We start from the raw sequence: 20321 nt of genomic DNA, 5'->3' as shown, positions 1-20321 counted from the left end.
TTTATATGAATGCTCAGTCATTTTTATATTGATTTATATAAATCTATAGGTGTACAATACTAAGATATGAAAGTTTCCTTTCACAGGCAACATATATCATCTATCATTCTTAGGACGCAACAGCCATGACACAATTCGATTTACACGCATTAGCTGCACAATTACATATACCGGAAATTGGCGTTGCCCCTTGGCCATTGCCAATAGAAGCAAGCCACCATTTGGATACTCCCTATCCTTGCCCTTTTACAGCAGGTACCCTAGAAGAACGGTTACAAGGAAGTTCCACTATCGAATCAGCCCGGTCTGCCATTGTGTGCCTATTTCCCTACTATGTTCCCACAACAGATAGGACTAATCTGGCTCGTTATTGCTGGGGACAAGATTATCACCTTGTAGTACAGTCCTATTTAACAAAACTAGTACAGGCACTGCAGGAGAAGTATCCATTGGAGTCCTACGAAATTCATTGTGACACCTCCCCCTTAGCCGATCGCTATGTAGCCTATCTAGCAGGGCTCGGTTTCTATGGTTGGAACCAAACATTTATCCATCCTCGATGGGGATCCTATACAGTGATTGGTACCATATTAACGAGCCTAGAACTGCCGGCTGACACCCCTATGGAACAAACCTGTTTACAATGTGGGGCGTGCCTGCAAGCATGTCCTGGACAAGCCTTACAAGGTGATCACCTTGATTATAGAACTTGCAAAAGTTATCTCACCCAATGCAAAGGAGATCTCACTTCAAAGGAAGAAGCGATCATAGCAAAAACCCCTTTAGTATTTGGCTGTGATGTATGCCAAGAGGTCTGCCCACATAATCAGCAGATTCCGATGACCCCCATTCCTGAATTTCAATCGATCGAGCCTTATATTGATCCCTGTGCATTAGAAACAATGACTAATAAAGAATTCAAAGCTGCCTATGGACACAAAGCATGGGCTTGGCGTGGCAAAAAAATATTACTTCGCAATGATGCGATTATTAGAAAGGATTTTACATGACACAGCGAAATTCTATTTCACTATCATTAATTATTTTTCTCGGCCTCTTAACGGCCGTCACTCCCTTAGCTACGGATATGTATCTACCATCCTTGCCGATTATGCCAGGAGAGTTGCAAACATCAGCTTCTAACATTCAATTGACAATTGGCATTATGACTATCGGCATTGCCTTTGGGCAAATTTTTGCCGGACCGGTTAGTGATGTGATGGGCCGTAAAAAGCCTCTCATCATCGGCAATCTACTTTGTGTCATAGCTACCATTATATGCGCTTATGCGCCTAACATTGAAATTCTATTATTAGGTCGCTTTTTACAAGGTGTGACGGGGTCTTTTGGTGTAGTTATCTCCAAAGCCGTCGCACGAGACCATGCCTCAGGACCTGCTTTAATTAAGTTATTAGCATCCTTGATGATGGTCAACGGATTGGCACCTGTTATTGCCCCTTTATTAGGCGGTCAGATTCTAATCTATGAAACTTGGCGCTTCATCTTTATTGTCCTAGCTGGCTTCTCCTTGCTTCTCCTCATTGGATCTTTTCTCTTCACTGAAAGTCTCCCTCCTGCACAACGTGTGGAAGGTGGCCTTCAACAAGCGATTCACAATTATAAGACCTTATTGCGCGACAAAGCTTTTCTAGGACAATGCGGCATTCAATGTTTTGCCTTCGGTGCTTTTTTCTGCTATATCAGTGGTTCTTCCTTTGTATATCAGAATATTTTCCACCTAAATGCACAACAATTTAGTTATATTTTTGGGATTAATAGCTGTGGAATCATTCTAGCCAGTATGATTAGCTCTCGCTTGAGCAATGTGATCAAAGACTATCAACTATTATGCTACAGTTTATATATTCTTTTCTTTGGCTCTGCTCTATTCTTAGGGGCCATGGTTTTAGATATGCCATTCCTTGTGGTCACTACCATTCTCTTCTTTACAGTAGGTACCGTATCCTTATTTGGTGCTGCTAGTTTTTCTATGGCGATGTCAGAGTATGGACATCTTGCTGGAAGTGCCTCTGCCTTATTAGGTTTCTTTTCCATGGTATCTGCCGGCATCGTATCACCTATCGTAGGTATCGCAGGATCTCATACAGCCATTCCTATGGGAATCACCATGACTATATGCTCTGCCATTGCCTTATTGTGCTATTTTACATATGCGAAGCCAAGAACTCACTAATCGTCATTGTGTGTGCCTATGAAATCTTTTTTATTTACTGGTAAAGGAAAGAGCACGACATATTCCTCCGCAAACTGATCCTTCGGTAGGTTTGCTCCGGAACATGTCGTGCTCTTTTATGTTGCTATTATTTAGTAAGCTGAAATGCTATTAGATATTCTACGGCACATTGTCTTCCTTGGGCTGTCTAAACATGTTGCTCGTTTTACATTTGTGTAATGTATCTTCATGGAGTGCCAATAGATGTTCTACTGCACACTGTATTCCTTCGAGGTATCTGAACATGTGTGCTCTTTTATTTTTCCATTATTTAGTAAGATAAAATACTATTAGATATTCTACGGCACATTACATCCCTTGGGATGTCTAAACTTGTTGCTCCTTTTGCGTTTGTCTAATGTACTATTATAAAATGCGACTAGATTTTCTACGTATACTGTGTTCTTGGTTCTTGACCTAAGGGGATAAAAGTTTTATTCTATTACATATTACTGAATACTTTCATATTTCAATATAGGAGGAATACTATGTCTATGGAATTACGCAAGGTTGCGATTATTGGGACTGGTCATGTAGGTTCTCATGTGGCCTTTTCTCTTGCTACGCAAGGAGAGGTGGATCATTTATATATGGTAGATATTGATAAGGACAAGGCCATTGCGCAAGCGACGGATGTAAATGATGCGGTAAGCTATTTACCACATCGTGTGAAAGCTATCGCCTGTGAGCCGGAGGATATTGGTGACTGCGATGTGCTTGTCATCTCTGCCGGTCCTCTACCTACTCCAGAACAAGATCGCTTAGATACATTAGGTGCTACGGTAGAAGTGTTACGTGAATTCCTACCTCGTGTGAAAGCCTCTGGTTTTAATGGATTCATCGTCAGTATTTCCAACCCTGCTGATGTGGTAGCTGCCTATGTACAAGACTATTTAGGCTATCCTAAACATAAAATTATTTCTTCTGGTACATCCTTAGACTCTGCACGATTGCAACGTCTTGTATCCGAGCAAATCAACATACATCGACGATCTTTATCCTGCTATGCTATGGGCGAGCATGGTGGTAGCGCCATGGTACCTTGGTCTCATGTAACTGTATCAGGAAAACCTTTGAAAGAACTACAAAAGGAACTACCACACCGTTTCCCTACTTTTGATGAAAATGCCCTAGTTGAACAAATGAAGTATGGCGGGTACTTAGTTCTCATCGGAAAAGGATCCACAGAATTTGGCATCGCTGCTTCCGTGACAGAAATCATCCGAGCCTACTTTCACGACGAACAAAAAGTTCTCCCTCTCTCTTGCAAATTAGAAGGAGAATACGGTGAACATAACGTCTTCGCCTCCGTCCCTGCCATCATCGGTAAAAACGGCATCGAAGAAATTTTAGAACTACACCTAACACCAAACGAACAAGAAGCATTCCACGCATCTTGCGAACGCATCAGAGAATATATCAAACTAGCACACACACTATAACCATGAGCGACGCCATTACGAGTAGTAGTCTTTATGGCGTTCCTTGCTAGCTAAATTATACAAACACAAAAAGACCGCAACATATTTCTGAACAAACCTACCGAAGGATCAGTTTGAGAAGGAATATGTTGCGGTCTTCTATTTACTAATAAATGCGCCCCACGGACTACATAGCATCACAAGAAATAACCCTGAGCGTGTAACTACGAGTAGCAGCCTTGTGATATTTCTTATACCAAAATTAAACAAATGCAAAAAGAGCACGACATATTCCGGAGCAAACCTACCGAAAGGATCAGTTTGTGGAGGAATATGTCGTGCTCTTTCCTTTGCCTGCCCGTCTAAGAATATCACAGGCTACATAGCGTAATTACTTAGCGAACCATTTGTCATAAATTTTTTGGTACGTTCCATCTTCACGCATTTCTTTTAAAACACCATTTACTTTATCACGTAATGCTGTATTAGATTTATTGAAACCAAATACTGTGCCAGGAGCTTTTGTACCTTCACCTACTAATTTAAGATCTTTATCAGCACCTTGTTTTAAGTAGTACATAGCTACTGCTTGGTCAAGAATAGCACCATCAATAGTGCCTGCTTTCAACTCCATGAAGATATTGCTATTGGAATCCAATTCTTTTACATCTGTACCTGGAATTGCTTTTGCCATTTCTACAGGAACAGTACCGATTTGTACACCTACACGTTTATTAGCAAGATCATCCATTTTCTTGATATCTGTGTTATCTTTACGAACGATAGTAATGAAGCCACCTTCATTAAAATATGGATCAGAGAATGACAACGCTTGCTCACGTTCTGGTGTCGCATTAATACCCGCTGCAATCATATCAATATTGCCAGATTGTGTCGCTGGAATCAATGCATCAAAGCCCATGCTCACAAACTCAAGTTTCAAACCCAAACGCTTCGCTACTTCTTCACTTAAATCTACATCAAAGCCGATGTACTTATTGCTATTTTCTTCAGCAAACTCGAATGGAGGGAAAGTAGTTTCTGAACCTACTTTTAATACCCCTGGTGTTTGTGTTAATTGTGCTTCTTTTTTTGTATCGCTTCCACAACCAGCTAATAAACCAACGCCAAGAACAGCTGTACATAGGATTAATCCTAATTTCTTCATACCAAACATAATAACCTCCCATAGAAATATACAACTTCTTTGTTTATTTATACAAGATTATACCATAATCAAACAAAATTGCAAGACCTTTTTTACAAAAAATGTATTTTCTATATAACTATATATATCCACTCATAAGAAAGGCGCAGACATATTTCTGCGCCTTATATAGTATATTGAAAATTTTATAATTATAAGAAGTCTTTGATTTTATCTCGTTTACCACGATTTCTTAGTTTCGTTAACGCTTTTCCTTCGATTTGACGAATCCGTTCCCGGGTAACACTAAAGAATTGGCCTACCTCTTCTAATGTACGTGGTTTACCATCTTTCAAACCAAAACGAAGCTCCAATACTTGTTGTTCTCTTTCAGTAAGACATGTAAACACTTCTTTGATTTGTTCACGAAGTAAGATAAAGCTAGCTGCATCATCTGGTGCTACTGCATCTTTATCTTCCAAGAAGTCGCCCAAATGGGAATCTTCTTCTTCCCCGATTGGAGTTTCCAAAGACACTGGTTCTTGGGAAATTTTTTGGATTTCACGAACTCGCTCCACTGTGATTCCCATACCCTCAGCAATTTCTTCTGGACTTGGATCACGGCCCAAATCTTGTAATAATTGACGAGAAATACGAACTAATTTATTGATGGTTTCTACCATATGTACAGGTATACGAATCGTTCTCGCTTGGTCCGCAATAGCCCTTGTAATAGCTTGGCGAATCCACCATGTAGCATAGGTGGAGAATTTATACCCTTTTGTGTAGTCAAATTTATCGACTGCTTTAATAAGGCCTAAATTTCCCTCTTGGATTAAATCTAGGAATAACATACCACGACCTACATAGCGTTTTGCAATACTTACCACTAGACGTAAGTTAGCATCTATCAACTTTTGTTTTGCCGTATCACCTAAACGAACTTCTCGATACGTCGCATCTTCTTTAGCCCCAGCTTCGATTTGTTGTGCTAGAATAATTTCCTCATCACCAGACAACAAAGGTACACGACCAATTTCTTTTAAATACATCCGCACTGGATCATCAATATTCAAGCCTTCAGGAATAGACAAATCTAAGTTGATTTCTTTTCCTTCCTCTTCATCTTCCTCTGTGATATCGATATCGCTGCTCAAATGTTCAACATCTACATCAACTTCAATGTCCTCATCTAATAATTCTTCATTGATCGGCAGATCACCTTCAGAATCGTGATCATCCTCTTGCATCACTTCAATTCCTAAATTATTAAATACTGCATACATACCATCTAGTTGTTCAGCTGTTACTTCCACTTGCTCCGAAAGAGCATCAGAAATTTGTTTAGATGTAATAGCCCCTTCTTTCTTTGCTTTCTCCAATAGGATCGCTATAATTTCTTGCACTTGCGATTCTTTTTTCTTCTTTGCCACGATGCTCTTCCTTTCATTCTATGCGGACCACTGTTTAATTAATTCCTGTAAATCCTGACATATGCGTAATTCTTCTATAAATCTTGGATCATTGGATCGACTTAACTGATCCGCTAATCGACTATGTTCCTTATACTGATTGCGCAGTGATTTCAAACGTACACTGCGGATGAGTCCATGTAATATGTCTTCTCTCATCTCCCGTTCGATAAGAACAGACCACTTACCAAATAAGTGCCATGACTCTATATCTAACTGTGCTTCTAATGCCACCTCTGAAAGTTCTTCTCCACTTTCAACAATCTTTCCAATCCCTTTATAATACGTAATATTAAAAGGATTGGTTAAGTCCTCTTCACTAATGTATTGGTGCACTAGTGCATAGATATCCTTATCCCTACCTGCCCAATACAGCAGTTCCTCTTCATCGGTAAACGTTTCCTGTTTAGGCGCTTGCACCTGCTGTTTTACTTCTACTTTTCCCTGACGAGCAAACTGCCTAAAGTAGGTAAGAATCGTACTCACATCCATCCATAGTGGAAGGGCTAATGCTTTTAAATATTCCTCGCGTCGCACCTGACTTTCATGCCCTGCAATAAACGGAAATAGTTCTTCTAACACAGCCCGTTTTCCCTCTGGTGAATTCGTATCATGATGTATTAAACTTTCATTCAGTAAAAACTCAAAATCGCTAGGCGCTGCATCCACCAATTCTTGCCATGCCTGTGCCCCATGATTCTTAATATATTCGTCAGGATCCTTACCATCTGGCATAGATAAAACTTTCACTGAAAATTCTGTATTTTGCAGCAGTTCTATAGCACGCTTTGCCGCAGTGCGACCAGCTCCATCCATATCATAGGCCAATACAATTTCTTCAGCTTGACGCATTAATAAACGACCATGATCTTTTGTATAAGCCGTTCCCAAAGAGGCCACCACATTGGTAATGCCAGCATTGTGAGCACTCAGCACATCCATATACCCTTCAACAAGAATGGCTTGCTTTCTTTCTCGAATGGTACGATACGATTGATTAAACGCAAATAATAGATGACCCTTATTAAATATCTCTGACTCGGGAGAGTTTAAGTATTTGGGGTTACTGTCATCCAATACACGGCCTCCAAATCCTAATACGTGTCCTTTTGCATCCATAATAGGAAACATAACCCGTTTTCTATAATAGTCGTAGATTTTCTGCTGCTCATTCTTACGACACAATCCTAGTTCTACTAGGACATTGGCATCAATCCCACGCCCTGTAAAGGCATGATACAGTTTATCCCACCCATCTGGAGCAAAGCCAAGTCGAAACTTCTCTATAGTCTCCATCGTAAGACCTCTGCGCAACAAATACTCAAGGCCCTCCTTTCCTAATTCCGTTTTTACTAAGCAATTATGAAAGAACGTAGCTGCCAGTTCATTGACTTCATAGAGTAACTCTTTATGAGCCATGCGCTTTCGCTCTGCCGTAGATACATTGCGCTCTGGTAAGGCGATATTCGCACGATTCGCCAACCGCTCAATAGCTTCGGGGAATGTTAAGTTATCATATTTCATCAAAAAGCTAATGACATTACCTGATTCACGACAACCAAAGCAATAAAAAAAGCCCTTTTCAGGGGTCACACTAAAGGAAGGCGTCTTTTCATTATGAAATGGACAACAGCCCCAGTAATTTTTCCCCTTTTTCTTAAGTGAAATATGCTCAGAAATGACAGATACAATATCGTTAGCATCTTTGACTTGTTCAATTATTTCATCGCTAAAAAACTTGCTCATGTCATTCTCCTGAATTATCGACTACAGTGATTACAAAATTTTAATTTTCCCTACTTAATACTATTCTACATAAACAGAAAAACTCCTACTTGTGGTCCTTTCTTTTTCTTCACAATATATATGCAAAATTTATATACTCTGAAAAAAAAGAAGTTAGAGCAGCCGAAGCTGCTCCAACCACTTATGCAGATTATTTTTTTGCGTAATCTACGACTCGTGTTTCACGAATTACCACAACTTTTATTTGTCCTGGATATTCTAATTCGTTTTCAATGCGTTTTATGATATCACGCACTAATAAGTTAGCTTCTACATCATCTACCTTATCAGGTTTTACCATCACGCGGATCTCACGACCTGCTTGGATAGCAAAGCATTTTTCAACGCCTTCAAAGGATTCTGCAATTTCTTCTAACTTAGATAATCGTTTCAAATAATTTTCTAATGTTTCACGGCGTGCACCTGGACGTGCTGCAGAAATAGCATCTGCTGCTGCCACTAACACTGCCTCTACAGATTTGAACTCTTCATCACCATGATGAGCTCCGATACAGTTTTGTACCAATGCACTTTCATGATATTTCTTGGCGATATCTACACCGATTTCTACATGAGATCCTTCAATTTCATGAGTTAAGGCTTTACCAATATCATGTAACAAACCACCACGTTTAGCTAACACAACGTCACAGCCTAATTCTGCTGCCATCATGCCTGCCAAATGAGATACCTCAACAGAATGTTTTAACACATTCTGACCATAGCTTGTACGATATTTCAATCTGCCAAGCGTACGAATTACTTCTGGATGTAGACCGTGTACATCAGCTTCAAATGTAGCTTGTTCACCCGCCTCTTTGATTGTTGTTTCCACTTCGCGGCGAGCTTTCTCTACCATTTCTTCAATACGAGCTGGATGGATACGTCCATCTACAATCAATTTCTCCAATGCAATGCGAGCTACCTCGCGACGAATTGGATCAAATCCAGATAAGATAACAGCTTCTGGTGTATCATCAATAATTAAATCGATACCAGTCAGTGTTTCTAAAGCACGAATGTTTCGGCCTTCACGACCAATGATTCGGCCCTTCATTTCATCATTAGGTAATGTAACTACTGATACAGTAGATTCTGCTACATGATCAGCTGCACATCGTTGAATCGCCATAGAGATAATTTCTCTAGCATTTTTTTCTGCTTCTTCTTTTGCTTGTTGCTCTAATTCTTTGAGCATCACAGCAGTATCATGACGAATCTCTTGTTCCACTTTTGTAAGCAAAATTTGTTTTGCTTCATCAAAGGTTAAGCTAGAAATACGTTCTAACTCTTCCATTTGTTGTTGATGTAATGCTTCGATTTTTTCTTCTGCTTTTTCTAAATTGCGTTCCTTATGGTGTAAGGACTCTTCTTTGCGCTCGATACTATCAAGTTTTTTGTCCAATTGCTCTTCTTTTTGCAATATGCGTCGTTCAAGACGTTGTAACTCATTACGTCGATCCCGATTTTCTTTATCTACATCAGCGCGCAATTTGTGAATTTCTTCTTTTGCTTCCAGTAATGCTTCTTTTTTCTTAGACTCTGCTAAACGCTCTCCGTCTGCCACAATTCGTGCCGCTTCTGTCTCAGCCTTATTCAGCTTACCTTCTGCAATATTGCGTCGCAATAAATAGCCTACTCCAAGACCAACTAATACCATTACTACGGCAATAATGCTGTATTCTAAAATCGTTTTCACCTCCTACATGCATAAAAAAAGGAGAAGTCGATACATCCGCTTCCCCGGTTTCTCGCCCATTTTGCTTTTTTTTAATTTTATTTTGCTTATTATTAAGGCTATTATAATTGTAGTCCATACACAGTGGAATGTCAAGATAAAGCCCCTACTCAAGGTAGGGGCTCCATTCATAACATATACTTTGAATTGTACTTACAGCAAAACCTCTGTTCTTTAAAAAATAAATTATTTTTTTCTTGTTCAGCTTCTCCGCTTCGCCGTGCTCTATTGCTTCTAGTAAACTTTCATCAGAAATAGAAAATCGCTGGTCTAACAAATTGACAGCCACCGACCATTCATCATAGTCATCTAATATACAGGACACGTCCAACCCTCGTTCACGCATCTTTTCACGAATATAATAAGTACTATATTTTTCAGCCTCTATATACGATCGCAAAGCTTCTTCTGCTAGTTCATCATCATCCAAGTACGATAACTCTACTAATTTTTCTTCCACTTCTGTAATGAGTTCACTGGGTACGGACCTTTGTGACAATTTACGTCGTAATTCCAGAGTGCTTAAAGACCTGGGGCCCAATAAACGCAAAGCCTGATCTAAAGCACTAGAGAAATTCCAATCCTTATCACCACTTCTAGAGAATGCCATTATTCTATATCTGCTGCCACTATATCAGTGCCTGCATCGACTTCATCGTCATGTCCAAGTACATTCAATGGTTCCGCTGCTAATGTATCACGAATGATAGAGTCAATTTCTTGAGCAATTTGAGGGTTTTCTTTCAAGAATACTTTGGCTGCTTCTTTACCTTGACCCATACGTTCTCCATTATAGGAATACCAAGCACCAGACTTTTTGATGACTTCAATATTGGCACCGATGTCAATCAATGTACCTTCATAAGAAACTCCTTCCCCAAACATCAAATCAAATTCTGCTACTTTGAATGGAGGGGCTACTTTATTTTTCACAACTTTTACTTTTGTACGGTTACCAACATGTTCTTTCGCAGAAGTCAAAGCTTCCCCTTTGCGTACATCTAAACGGATAGTAGAGTAGAATTTTAAGGCACGACCACCCGTAGTTGTTTCTGGGTTACCAAACATAACGCCCACTTTTTCACGCAATTGGTTAATAAAGATAATAACTGTTCTAGTTTTACTGATGGAGCTTGTTAATTTACGTAATGCTTTACTCATCAAACGAGCATGCACACCTACGTGAGCATCAGTCATTTCACCATCAATCTCTACTTTAGGTGTTAAGGCCGCTACAGAGTCCACAACGATTAAATCTACTGCACCAGAGCGAACCAATGCCTCTGTAATTTCTAAGCCTTGTTCACCATTATCTGGTTGGGAAATCAACAAGCTATTGATATCTACGCCTAATTTTTTCGCATATACAGGGTCTAAGGCATGTTCCGCATCAATGAAGGCAACAACGCCACCATTGCGTTGTGCTTCCGCTGCTGCATGTAAAGCTACTGTAGTTTTACCAGAAGATTCTGGTCCATAGATCTCAATAATACGGCCTCGTGGGAATCCGCCTACACCAACCGCCAAATCTAAGGCCAATACGCCTGTAGAAATGACTTCAATGTTCATTTTATCCGCCGCTTCGCCCATGCGCATGATTGCACCTTGACCGAAATCTTTTTCAATTTGTTTTAAAGCCCCTTCTAAAGCTCTCATACGATCTTCTTGAGATCCACCTTTCATATCAATTGCTGCTTCTTTTGCTTTATCCTTTGCCATTGTTCTACCTTTCTATTAATTCTTTATATACATATTGAATCGCTCGTTCCGCTACACTGTTACGGATACTAGTACGATCCCCTATAAATATTTCTTTATGTACAGTAATACCTCGGGGCGTGCCAATACCAATATACACAAGACCTACTGGTTTTTCCTGACTACCACCACCTGGACCAGCTATCCCTGTGGTCGCAATTGCATAATCTGTACGTAATACACGAAATACACCTTCTACCATTTCTGTAGCTGTTTCTTCACTGACAGCACCATGTGTTGCCAATGTCTCCGATGATACGCCTAATACTTGTTCTTTCACCGAATTCGCATAGGAAATAATACCGCCCTGATAATAGCCACTGCTACCGCCTAAGTCAGTCAATGTTTTTCCTACTAGGCCGCCTGTACAAGATTCAGCAGTTCCTATGGTAATACCTGCTTCTAGAGCCACCTTGTGAAAGTTTTCCAACACCGATGTGTCTAAACTACGGATATTTTCCAAGCGTTCTAAGAGGATAGACCTCCATGGGCCTAGTTTTTCCTGACAGTCTGCTTTTGACTCCCCTTTTGCAGTTAAACGAATTTCAATATATCCTGATTTAATCAGTAGTGCTATGGTTGGGTTCTGCTGGTTCTGAATCAAATCTTGCAATAAAGTCTCTAATTGCATTTCACGATATCCATACACAGCATACCGTTCAGAATAAATCACCCCTTGCTGTCCAAAACGTTGTTCTAAAAAGGGACTCACACTTTCTTTGAAAGTTCCTTGTAATTCTGATGGCGGACCTGGTAACAAAATATATACCGTATTATCCTGTTCCACTACCACTGCTGGTGCTACCCCTACTGGATTGTGTAGTACCTGTGCCCCTTTTGGTAAATACCGATCTCGGTCAGATTCGTAAGGTTTTACCCGTCCTTGGTTCTCATAAAAGGAATCTACCTCACGACCTGCTTCTTCGTGAAATACCAAAGGCAATCCCAAGGCATCTGCCAAAGCTTTTCGAGTAATATCTCCTTGGGTAGCTCCTAAGCCTCCAGAACTGATCACAATATCTGCTCGTTTCCCTGCTTGTTGAAATACTTCTTTCATGCGATTAGGATTATCACCCACCGTCGTTTGGTATGATACAGAGTATCCCCGATTGTTCAGTTCTTCGCTGAGCCACTTTACATTTGTATTGACAATATGTCCTAGCAATATTTCTGATCCTGTAGAGATTAATTCTACGATCATGCTATCACCATCCTATACAGTTTCTACTACCACGTCATAAGCAAAACCTTGTGATACTTTTACCGTCACAATATCGCCTTCAGACAGTCCTGTTACATCTTCTACATACATGTTGCCATCCACATCGGGAGCCTGCATTTGCAAACGACCACGGGCTAGGAATTTTCCCGGTTCCACTTCATCGATAGATTCTATCATACCTTGATGAATCGTTCCCTCCAAGTCGCGATTATGTTCCTCTGAAACTTGTGCTTGAATGGCCATTAATGTATGGTACCGTTCTTCTTTCACTTCCTCTGGAATCTGCTCATCCATCATACCTGCTGGTGTACCATCCTCTTGAGAATACGTAAATACCCCCATGTGATCAAATCGGATATCTTTTACAAAATCTGCCAATTCTTGGAATTGTTCTTCTGTTTCCCCAGGGAACCCTACGATTAGAGATGTGCGTAGTGTAATATGCTCACTGCGATTGCGGATTTTATGTAACAAGGCTACAATGTTTTCCCGTGTATCTTTACGATTCATGCGTTGCAACACAGTATTGTTAATATGCTGTAGTGGCATATCGATATATTTACACACCTTTGGTTCCGTCATGATTGTTTCTAACAATTCATCAGAGAAATGTTTAGGATATAAGTACAACATACGAATCCATTCGATACCTTCAATTTTTGCCAATCGTTTCAACAACTCTGAAAGTAATGGATTACCATTGTTCAAATCTGCGCCATAGTAGGTAGTATCTTGAGCAATCAACACCACTTCTTTCACACCTGCTTCTGCCAACTGTTGCACTTCTCGTTCAATGGACTCTATAGAACGACTACGGTAAGCCCCACGTACCTTAGGAATGATACAGAAAGTACAACCATTATTACATCCTTCAGAAATTTTTACATATGCACTGTAGTCCGGTGTGGTCATCATCCGTGGCATACCTTCATCATACATATTTGTCATACTATCCATGATACAAATACGTTGACCATTTTGAATAGCCTCCACAGCTTCCATAATACGATTCCAAGATCCTGTACCAATGAGGGCATCAATTTCTGGAATTTCTGTAAACAATTCTTCTTGGTATTGCTGACTTAAACAGCCCGCCACGATAAGACCTTTACAGTCTCCATATTGCTTGTATTGACCAGCCTCTAATATAGTATTAATCGATTCTTCTTTTGCTTTCTCGATAAATGTGCATGTGTTGATAATAATAATTTCTGCTTTTTCTAACTCTTCTGTGATTTCATAGCCATTATCTTGTAAAGCTCCTAGCATCACCTCTGTATCCACCAAATTCTTGGCGCAACCTAAACTAATATAACCTAACAACTTACTCATGGTGTATCCTTTCTAAAACGCACTTGTCGTATCCATTCTCGTAATAATTTTGTTTCCTCTGCCTGTGCAATACCACCGGTCCACAATACTAACGGATTCCCTTGCCTATCCTTATGAGATGCCATTGTATTTATCGTTGCTATATAATGCACATCGTTATCTTTCCATATGGCTTGTAGTCGCTCTGAAAGCAACCATGTAATAAAGGCTTTACTTTCACTTTCATTCGTAGTGCCTTTCAAAATGGCAACCCCCATCATATCATAGGGCGTACCCTCTCTAGGATAGAGTATAGTCAGAGGATATTTATGAACTTCATATAATTTGGCATCAGAATATCTACCAACGCCAATGTCAACATCACCGATAGCTGCCATACGCACAGGAGATGGTAATTCCTTTGTATACTGCACAATGTGCGGTCGCAAACTGTCAAAGTACGATATAGCTCCTTCTTGTCCATAAATACCACCAAAGGTATTTAGCAATGTAATTGCCCGTTCATCAGCCACAAAGTCTGTCACTGCAATGCGCCAAGGCCCTGTATAGGCCAAAGAAAACCATGTATTGACGTATTTTCCTTTAGCATTATAAAAATCATTATGGACTGCAAATACATACGGATCATACCATATCCCCACCCACTGTTCATTGGTCCCATGAAAAGTAGCCTCTACATTTTGGGTAATATCAGCAGGCAATCTATGAAACGCTCCATGAGTAACACCTTGTCCTAGATTAGGCACTGTAGAGATAACTAGATCACCTTGTTGCTCTCCTTCTGGCAAAGCTAGTCGAGTCCCCATTTGCTTTTGGCCTATAGGAATCATATGCACTTTGACTTGTGCTTCCTTTTCATAGGCTCTTCCAATAGCCATCATCAAATCAGGATCACCATCTGTATATACAGTCAGTTCCGACCGAGTTGGTACTACCAAATGATCTGCAGCGGCTTGCTTCATCTCACTTAGCCATAGACCTGCTCCAAAGAGTCCTCCCAAGACTGCTATAAAGATACACACCAACCGCACTCGTTTCATAGATTCACCCCCTTATAAGTATTAGCGACACATATCTGAAATTCCTCTATTTTTACTTCTTCTTTTTCCTGACACCTATACCAATTTTAGAACCACTATTTTTCTTTTGTCCCCCTTTAGACATTCCTTTTCGAGACCCTCCACTACCAGCATGTTTCCCTTCATGCAAAGTTTGTTGCTGTCTTGATGTGGATGAATTTCTCTTAATGTATCTAGGCGGAATTAAACAAAGTGGCCCAAACCCAATTAAATCTCTTCGATTCGCTTTCAGCAAGGCTTCTTTGACAAGATCGTAATTTTCTTCTCGTTTATATTGCATCAATGCCCGTTGCATAGCTTTATCTCTACCTTTTTTAGCTACATACACAGGCTCACCTGTAAGAGGATTAATCCCTGTGTAATACATGGCAGTCGATAAGCTACCTGGTGTAGGAATGAAATCTTGTACCTGTTCTGGCGTCATATTTTGATCACGTAAAAATTCAGCTAATTCAATAGCATCCTCTAAGGTACATCCTGGATGAGAGCTCATAAAATAAGGCACCAAAAATTGTTGTTTACCTAATTTACGATTCGCCTCATCAAACCAAGATTTAAATTTTAAAAAGTAACTTTTATTCGCTTTTCCCATAATTGTCGTCACATGTTCTGACACATGTTCCGGGGCCACCTTAAGTTGACCACTTACATGGTGCTCGCACAGTTCTTTTACGAACTCTTTATTATTATCATCTAGTACATAGTCATAGCGAAGTCCAGAACGAACAAATACTTTCTTCACACCTTTTACGTTACGGACCTTACGCAAAATGCTCACATAGTCATCATGATTTGTATTTAATTGAGGACATGCTTTGGGCGCTGCGCATGTTTTTCCTTTACAAGCTCCTACTTTCAATTGTTTTTCACAGGCTACATGACGAAAGTTTGCGGTAGGTCCTCCTACATCATGGATGTATCCTTTAAACCCATCCATCGTCGTCATTCGCTTTGCTTCCTCTACAATAGATTCATGACTACGATTTTGAATGATTCGTCCTTGATGGCTTGTGATGGCACAGAAGGAGCAGCTGCCAAAACAGCCACGATGACTGGTGATACTAAACTGCACTTCTGCCAAAGCTGGTACTCCACCAGCCGCGTCGTACATAGGATGCCACTTTCTTGTATACGGCAAACTATACACATGATCCATCTCTTCTTGTGTGAGAGGTAAGGCTGGGCTATTTTGTATTACATATCGATTGCCATGACCTTGTGCAACAGCTTTTCCATAGTATGGATCTTGTTCATCAAATTGTATTTTAAACGCCTTTGCAAAGATATTTTTATCTGTGGAAATAGCTTCATAAGAAGGACATTCAATGGCTCCTTCTGGGACTTCATTGTCCACATAGCAAATACCTTTGATAGTCGGCAATTGTTTACCAAGTTTATCTGTATCCAATGCCTCTGCTAAGGCAACAATTTGCTTTTCACCCATCCCGTAAATAAGGACATCGGCCTTGCTATCAATGAGCACTGATCGCCGCACTGTATCTGACCAATAATCATAATGTGCAAATCGTCGCAAACTCGCCTCGATACCACCGATAACAATCGGCACACCTTTGAAAGCTTCTCGCATACGGTTTGCATATACTACCGTTGCTCGATCTGGTCGACGTCCTGATTCCCCTCCCGGAGAATAGCCATCATCACGGCGATGCTTTTTGGCTGCCGTAAATTTATTGAGCATACTATCTAAATTGCCTGCTGTTACCAAAGATGCTAATCTTGGTTTTCCCAACACTTTAAATGCATTCACATCATTCCAATCGGGCTGAGCTATGATTCCCACTCGATATCCATGGGATTCTAATAATCTACCAATCACAGTCGGTGCAAACGAAGGATGATCTACATAGGCATCACCACTAATAATGACAAAGTCTAACTCTGCCCACCCTCGTGCATCCATTTCTGCTTTCGTAGTAATTAAATATTGTTCTTTCATACGATTCCTTATACTGTATTACACGAAAAATAGCCAACCTAGGAAAAGGATAATGATGAGAACCAAGACCGCTAGAATAATACGTTCCTTCATCAATGTACGTTGTCTTCTCGCCCGTCTTCCTTGGTACGTCAATCGTTGCTTTGGCTCTTCTAATATATCTTGTTCCCGCCCTATATCTGACTTATCTTGTCCCTTAGCAGATACTCTTCGTTTAGGAATCGTTAATGATTCACCAATACTATTTTTAAAAGCATCTACCATTCTTCGACTATCAATTCCTAAAAATTCACTATAGTTTTTGATAAAGCCTTTTGTATAAATACTTCCTGGTATGTAGTTGAATTCATTATGTTCCAACGCATGAAGGTAAGCTACTTTTATATGTAATACATCTTCTACTTGTTCTAATGTGAATCCGCGTCGTTGACGCTCTCGTCTAAGTTCTTCGCCAATCGATGCCATAGAACCTCCTATACATATAGGTGCCATCTACATAACGCAAATGGCACACTACTCTAATCTACTGTAAAATTGGGGAAATATAATTCTCGAATTTGATCTTCTCCCATTAATATATCTCGACCTTTACTACTATTCGTAGGTGGTCCAATAATCTTCATATCTTGCATCGTATCGATCAAACGACCAGCCCTGGAAAAGCCTACACGCAATCTACGTTGCAAAATAGAAGCAGAAGCACTTCGCTGTTCCAACACAATTTGTACAGCTCGTTCTAACAGTTCATCCTGCTCTTCATCAGTGCTCACAGCATCTGAAGTTTCAGCACCTCTATCTGTTTCAGCCATCATAGCCTCATCATATTCAGGTTGCCCTTGGCCTTTCACAAAAGCAATCAATTCTTCTACTTCCTCATCAGAAATAAAAGCACCTTGGATCCGAATTGGCTTATTCGCTCCAATTGGATTGAACAACATATCCCCACGACCTAAGAGGCGTTCTGCCCCCGCTTGGTCAAGAATGGTACGAGAATCGATTTGAGTGGCCACTGTGAAAGCAATACGGCTCGGCACATTAGCTTTAATTTTACCTGTAATCACATCTACCGACGGTCGCTGCGTTGCCAATACCATGTGGATACCTGCAGCACGTGCTTTGGCAGCCAAACGATCAATAGACTCTTCCACATCAGGATTTGTCATCATCAAGTCCGCTAATTCGTCGATAATAATTAAAATTAATGGCATTGCTTTGGTTGGGTTTTGTTTATTATAGCTTGCCACATTACGTACACCAGCAGTAGCCAATGTCATATAACGAGCATCCATTTCACGGACCGCCCAGCGAAGCACTGCAGCAGCCTTATTCATATCTGTCACTACGGGCAGCATCAAATGAGGAATGCCATTATATACAGATAATTCAACCATTTTAGGATCTACTAAAATCAACTTTACTTCATCAGGCTTGCGGCTAAACAAGATACTAGAAATCAGTGTGTTCACACAAACCGATTTACCAGATCCTGTAGAACCTGCTACCAATAAATGAGGCATTTTAGCCAAGTCCGTTATAACCGGCATATCCGCAATATCTTTACCAAGGCCTACCGGAATACCACCACTGGCTTGTTGAAACTCTTCGCAGTCAAGTACATCTCGTAAATGTACAGCTGATACATTTTTATTTGGAATCTCAATACCCACTGCAGACTTTCCTGGTATAGGTGCTTCCATACGAATATCAACAGCGGCTAAGCTCATTTTCAGATCATCTTGTAATCCCATAATACGACTTACTTTTGTCCCTTTTGCTGGCTCTAATTCATAGCGGGTCACCGTAGGGCCTTGCGTAGCATTGACAACCTTTGCGGTAATGCCAAAATTATCTAATGTTTCTTCCAATAATACCGCATTATGCGCCACTTCTTCACTTGTGACAGGGTTTGATTTTCCTTGTGAAAGCATCGTTAACGGAGGGTATTGGTATGGCTTTTCAATCGTCCGTGGACGAGCCACTCCATCTGTATTCACCGCTACAGCAGCAGTATCCTCTTTTGTTGTTTCTATCGTTGGCACTTCCACCAAAGGCTCTACATAATTTGTAGTCTGTAAAAATGATGGCGGAGTGATAGGATCTAATGTCGTAGATCTCTCTGTTCCATACGGTTCTTCATCTACATCGGTGCTATAGATATCTCCTGATGTATCATTTGATGAGAAATCATCTGTAACTTCATCTTCACGAGGTTCCAATTCAGGAATATAGCTATCTTCATCATCGTCTTCCACAGGATTAGGAGCCATTATTACTTCTGTATTAGACTGCATTGGTTCTACTGTAGCAGTATCCTCTATACTTCCATCACCATGTTCTGCCAACTCCACTACAGTCGTAACTGACGTACTATCAGCATCTTCTGCCTCTATACCTACAGATCCTTCGGATTCTAGATCAAACGTTGTATCTTTGTCTTTAGGGTAACGCATATCCTTTTCACGGTCATAGGCTTTACGACGTTCTTCACGCCATTCTTCTTTCCATTCATGTACTTGCTCACGAATAGCCGTCGCTGTTTCACTTGCCTTTTCTTGCGCTATTTCCAACCCTATACTAGCTGTGTCTTTCGCTTTATGAAGGCCCTGGCGAAGGGATAACCTAGTCACCCCAAGTATACATAATATGGCAATAACAGCCGTTACAAAAATGCCAGCCATATCACCTAAGATCTTTCTGAATAGCATTCCAAAGAGGCCCCCTATGACGCCTCCATTATCTGCTAATGCAGTGGTTGCTAACTCATCACCAGCAGGTACTTTCCACAATACCATTTGCACCATAACCACTAGCACTACAACTGTATATAAAAGACCTTTTCTCGTAACAGAAGCTAGTTTTCCTTTATATAACCAGCACCAGCCATTGTAGAGAAGCCATACTGCTACAGCCCATCCACCTAGGCCGAACCCATAGGTAAAAATACCGCTAATGACACTTCCCAAGGTGCCTGTATCGACGCCCATCATACCGATGAGGCCTACAATAGCAAAAGCCATCACTAGGAGCCCCTTTATTTCTGTACGATTCGCAGGCTTCACGTTGCTTGAAGCACTCTTACGTTCCGTCTTAGAGGTTCTTCCTGTGCTCGCTCGTTTCGATTGTATCTTCTGTTTGCCTTTCTTTTCCTCAGCCATATTACACTCCACATTTCCGTTC

Annotated in this window: 15 protein-coding genes; 3 read left to right on the top strand and 12 right to left on the bottom strand. The window is 40.5% G+C overall.

Annotated elements, in window-relative coordinates:
- Positions 1 to 125: 125 nt before the first annotated feature.
- The 3 genes from EO115_RS03730 (at position 126) to EO115_RS03720 (ending at position 3675) form a co-directional block, all read left to right on the top strand.
- Entirely contained in the window at positions 126 to 1010 is an 885-nt protein-coding gene (locus EO115_RS03730; RefSeq protein WP_126937646.1) for an epoxyqueuosine reductase, read from the top strand.
- Complete coding sequence (locus EO115_RS03725; RefSeq protein WP_126937645.1) at positions 1007 to 2194, top strand: multidrug effflux MFS transporter; 1188 nt, start codon at positions 1007 to 1009, stop codon at positions 2192 to 2194. The genes EO115_RS03730 and EO115_RS03725 overlap by 4 nt, the downstream gene beginning before the upstream one ends.
- Before the next feature lie 533 nt (positions 2195 to 2727).
- Entirely contained in the window at positions 2728 to 3675 is a 948-nt protein-coding gene (locus tag EO115_RS03720; protein WP_126937700.1) for an L-lactate dehydrogenase, read from the top strand.
- Positions 3676 to 4045: 370 nt separating this feature from the next.
- On the opposite strand, the gene EO115_RS03715 is transcribed toward EO115_RS03720, so the two are convergent.
- From EO115_RS03715 to EO115_RS03660, 12 genes are all read right to left on the bottom strand, one after another.
- Positions 4046 to 4831, bottom strand: coding sequence for a basic amino acid ABC transporter substrate-binding protein (locus tag EO115_RS03715; protein ID WP_126937644.1), 786 nt, complete (start codon positions 4829 to 4831; stop codon positions 4046 to 4048).
- 182 nt (positions 4832 to 5013) lie between these two features.
- Positions 5014 to 6234, bottom strand: coding sequence for an RNA polymerase sigma factor RpoD (gene rpoD / locus EO115_RS03710; protein ID WP_126937643.1), 1221 nt, complete (start codon positions 6232 to 6234; stop codon positions 5014 to 5016).
- Positions 6235 to 6252: 18 nt separating this feature from the next.
- Positions 6253 to 8019, bottom strand: coding sequence for a DNA primase (gene dnaG, locus EO115_RS03705; RefSeq protein ID WP_126937642.1), 1767 nt, complete (start codon positions 8017 to 8019; stop codon positions 6253 to 6255).
- A gap of 190 nt (positions 8020 to 8209) precedes the next feature.
- Positions 8210 to 9757, bottom strand: a complete 1548-nt coding sequence (gene rny / locus EO115_RS03700; protein ID WP_256359651.1) for a ribonuclease Y — start codon at positions 9755 to 9757, stop codon at positions 8210 to 8212.
- 145 nt (positions 9758 to 9902) lie between these two features.
- Entirely contained in the window at positions 9903 to 10406 is a 504-nt protein-coding gene (locus EO115_RS03695) for a regulatory protein RecX (protein ID WP_126937641.1), read from the bottom strand.
- Positions 10406 to 11515, bottom strand: coding sequence for a recombinase RecA (gene recA / locus EO115_RS03690; RefSeq protein ID WP_371413257.1), 1110 nt, complete (start codon positions 11513 to 11515; stop codon positions 10406 to 10408). The genes EO115_RS03695 and recA overlap by 1 nt, the downstream gene beginning before the upstream one ends.
- Positions 11516 to 11519: 4 nt before the next feature.
- A complete protein-coding gene (locus tag EO115_RS03685; RefSeq protein WP_126937640.1) occupies positions 11520 to 12755 on the bottom strand; it encodes a competence/damage-inducible protein A in 1236 nt (411 codons plus the stop codon).
- A gap of 12 nt (positions 12756 to 12767) precedes the next feature.
- The gene (rimO, locus tag EO115_RS03680) at positions 12768 to 14108 is read right to left on the bottom strand and encodes a 30S ribosomal protein S12 methylthiotransferase RimO (protein ID WP_126937639.1); all 1341 of its coding nucleotides are present in this window, start codon (positions 14106 to 14108) and stop codon (positions 12768 to 12770) included.
- On the bottom strand, positions 14105 to 15148 hold the full coding sequence (locus EO115_RS03675; protein ID WP_126937638.1) for an ABC transporter substrate-binding protein: 1044 nt from the start codon (positions 15146 to 15148) through the stop codon (positions 14105 to 14107). The genes rimO and EO115_RS03675 overlap by 4 nt, the downstream gene beginning before the upstream one ends.
- Positions 15149 to 15200: 52 nt before the next feature.
- Positions 15201 to 17144 carry a YgiQ family radical SAM protein gene (locus tag EO115_RS03670; protein ID WP_126937637.1) on the bottom strand — a complete coding sequence of 648 codons (1944 nt, stop codon included), beginning with the start codon at positions 17142 to 17144 and terminating at the stop codon, positions 15201 to 15203.
- Between the two features lie 18 nt (positions 17145 to 17162).
- Positions 17163 to 17609 (bottom strand): helix-turn-helix transcriptional regulator, encoded by a 447-nt coding sequence (locus tag EO115_RS03665; protein WP_126937636.1) that lies wholly within the window; start codon positions 17607 to 17609, stop codon positions 17163 to 17165.
- Between the two features lie 53 nt (positions 17610 to 17662).
- Positions 17663 to 20299 (bottom strand): DNA translocase FtsK, encoded by a 2637-nt coding sequence (locus EO115_RS03660; RefSeq protein ID WP_126937635.1) that lies wholly within the window; start codon positions 20297 to 20299, stop codon positions 17663 to 17665.
- Positions 20300 to 20321: the final 22 nt, after the last annotated feature.

Source organism: Veillonella sp. CHU740, assembly GCF_003992055.1.
Lineage (GTDB): Bacteria > Bacillota > Negativicutes > Veillonellales > Veillonellaceae > F0422.
Note: the sequence above shows the minus strand (reverse complement) of the source record. Positions and strands in the feature narration are given on the sequence as shown.